Here is a 2,187-nt window from a genome sequence, read left to right as displayed (position 1 = left end):
GTTTCGCGGCACGGGGGCGCGACGAACCTGCATACCAGGCAGCCCACTTCGTGGGCGCCGAAGAGTCGATCGCCCAAAGCTTGAAGGCTCTGCCCAACCTTCGATGAGAATGCTCAAACTTCGCTGCGGCAGGTCAATGAAGATCACGATCTACGGCTGGAGTATTAGGTAGTCCGCAGTGTCCTTCACCGCCAGGAAGACCGGGAGCTCGGTAGAAGAGCCTTCTCCACGTCGGCGCCGACCTCCCGCAGCCCCGACCACGTCCTGCTGGACCTGCTGATGGGCATCGGTCCCGACCCAGACCGCCTCACGATTCTGACCAGCACCTTCCCCGACGAGCCGCTCGCCTGACTCGGCCCTTCCGGCGCGATCTCCGCGGCCTACCGTCCGCCAGCGGGAGCCTCCGGCCGGCTATGGAACCCACGTCGGAATTCTTCCAGCGCCGCGCGCAGGGCGAGGGTAGGGGCGAGGCCGTGTGCGGCCTCGAGCGCGCCCGCCAGGAACGCCATGCAGAAGTCGACCATCGCACCGACCGATAGTGAACGGCCGCCGTGCAACCACTGGAGCGCCATCTCGTCGCACGCGACGACGAAGCCGCGCATCGGCAACTCTAGGGAGGGCTCTTCACTGTCCAGGTTGAGCAGCGCGCAGATGCCTCGGATGCTTTCCCGGCGCGTCGCTTCGAACGCTTCCCACGCGATGTCGGTGGCTCCGGCCCGGCGAAGGATGAGGTTCACCGCCGCGTCCTCGTGGGCGGCGAGGAAGTCGAAGTGCGCGGAGAGATGCCTGCGCACGCGCGCTTCGGCGGACCCTTCAGCGGTGATCTGCGCGGCGGCCCGCAGCTGGCCGTTGATCTCGCGCACCACCTCCGCGTAGAGGTTCTCCTTGCCGTTGAAGTGATGAGACAGGAGCCCGTGGGCCACCCCGGCCGACCGGGCGATCTCCCCGACGGTGACTTCCGCGTAGGGCCGCCTGGAGAAGTTGTCCAGCGCCGCGTCGAGCAGTTTCCGTCGCGTCTGCTCGGCGGCGAGTTGCCGCTTGGTCGGCGGCTTGCCCATGGCGGATCGCGGCACGTCCGCTCCTTTCCCTTGCTACCAGTTGAGCCTCACCAGGGTAGGCGAGCGCCTTTGGAGCATCCCATCAGGACCAGTTGATTGATTGTCATTCAATGAACTACAGTCAATTACATGAGGTGTGGAAGACCGCCGATCGGGTGGGACGACGCCCCCGCGCACCACCGAGGGCATCCACACGTACAGCGGAAGTCGAACCTCGCGTCGCCAACCAGGCGGCTCCACGAGAAGGGATCACAGCATGGCTCTCGAACTGCCGCTCCCGGACAAGGACGACCCGGTCTGGACGTCGGCCTATGGCTTCGTCGTCCGTAAAGACGGAGGCGTCATACGCCTCACTGGGCACGAGACGTTCGCGGTCAAGGTCACGGGAGAACAGACCAACGGCGCATTCGCGTTCATGGACGGCATCATCGAGCCGGACCACGGCAACATCCCGCACATCCACTCCAAGGAAGACGAGGCCTTCTACGTCGCCTCAGGAGAGTTCGAGTTCCTCAACGGCAGCGAAAAGATCACCGCCGGAACGGGTGACTTCATCTACATCCCCAAGGGCACGCGCCACGCGTTCAAGAACATCAGCGCCGAGCCGGCTCGGCTTCTGGTCTTCTACACGCCGGCCGGCCCCGAGACGTTCTTCCTGAAGCACGGCGAAGAGGAGGGGCGCCGTCCGGAGCCCTGGCCGGACGAAAAGTTCAACGAGCTGGTGGACATCCTGGGCGCCCACAACATGGTGCTGCTCCCGTCGGACCACGACTGGGACTAACCGTTCGGGGTCACCTCGCACAGACCAGACAAGGATTCCGGCGAGGTGGCCCCGGCGCTGGGAGGACCACACCGACCGAGACCACCCACACGGCGCTGTCACGTTGGCTGAGTTGGTGGGATGATCTTCTGGTTGATCATGCGGAGGGGTTGTCCGTGGACAGCGCGTCGCCGTCGTACAAGGGGCACCGGTACCCGGTCGAGGTCATCTCCCATTGCGTGTGGCTGTACTTCCGCTTCCCGCTGTCGTTCCGGGGGGGGGTGCCCCTATGTGTTTGGTCAAGGTCGAAGGCCAGTAGGTTCGTGTGGTTGAGGGCGGGCCGAGCCGTAGGGGTGTGCATGAGTGATA

At 65.0% G+C, this 2,187-nt stretch carries 2 protein-coding genes and 1 pseudogene; 2 read left to right on the top strand and 1 reads right to left on the bottom strand.

Features of this window, described 5'->3' with window-relative positions; all coding sequences use genetic code 11:
* Positions 1 to 380 precede the first annotated feature (380 nt).
* Positions 381 to 1,073 (bottom strand): TetR/AcrR family transcriptional regulator, encoded by a 693-nt coding sequence (locus ACF1DX_RS39010; RefSeq protein ID WP_391795880.1) that lies wholly within the window; start codon positions 1,071 to 1,073, stop codon positions 381 to 383.
* A gap of 241 nt (positions 1,074 to 1,314) precedes the next feature.
* Between ACF1DX_RS39010 and ACF1DX_RS39005 the strand changes: the two genes are divergently transcribed.
* Positions 1,315 to 1,839 carry a cupin domain-containing protein gene (locus ACF1DX_RS39005; RefSeq protein WP_391795879.1) on the top strand — a complete coding sequence of 175 codons (525 nt, stop codon included), beginning with the start codon at positions 1,315 to 1,317 and terminating at the stop codon, positions 1,837 to 1,839.
* Between the two features lie 155 nt (positions 1,840 to 1,994).
* Positions 1,995 to 2,093 (top strand): annotated as a pseudogene (locus ACF1DX_RS39000) (IS6 family transposase); the annotation flags it as partial.
* Between the last annotated feature and the right edge of the window lie 94 nt (positions 2,094 to 2,187).

Origin of the sequence: Streptomyces sp. NPDC014676 (assembly GCF_043084105.1) — a bacterium.
Lineage (GTDB): Bacteria > Actinomycetota > Actinomycetes > Streptomycetales > Streptomycetaceae > Streptomyces.
The sequence above is the reverse complement of the archived record's forward strand: the minus strand, read 5'-3'. Positions and strand labels throughout refer to the sequence as shown.

Excerpts from the sequence above, each read along its gene's own strand:
- ACF1DX_RS39005 (WP_391795879.1), top strand. The coding sequence starts at position 1,315 with ATGGCTCTCGAACTGCCGCTCCCGGACAAGGACGACCCGGTCTGGACG.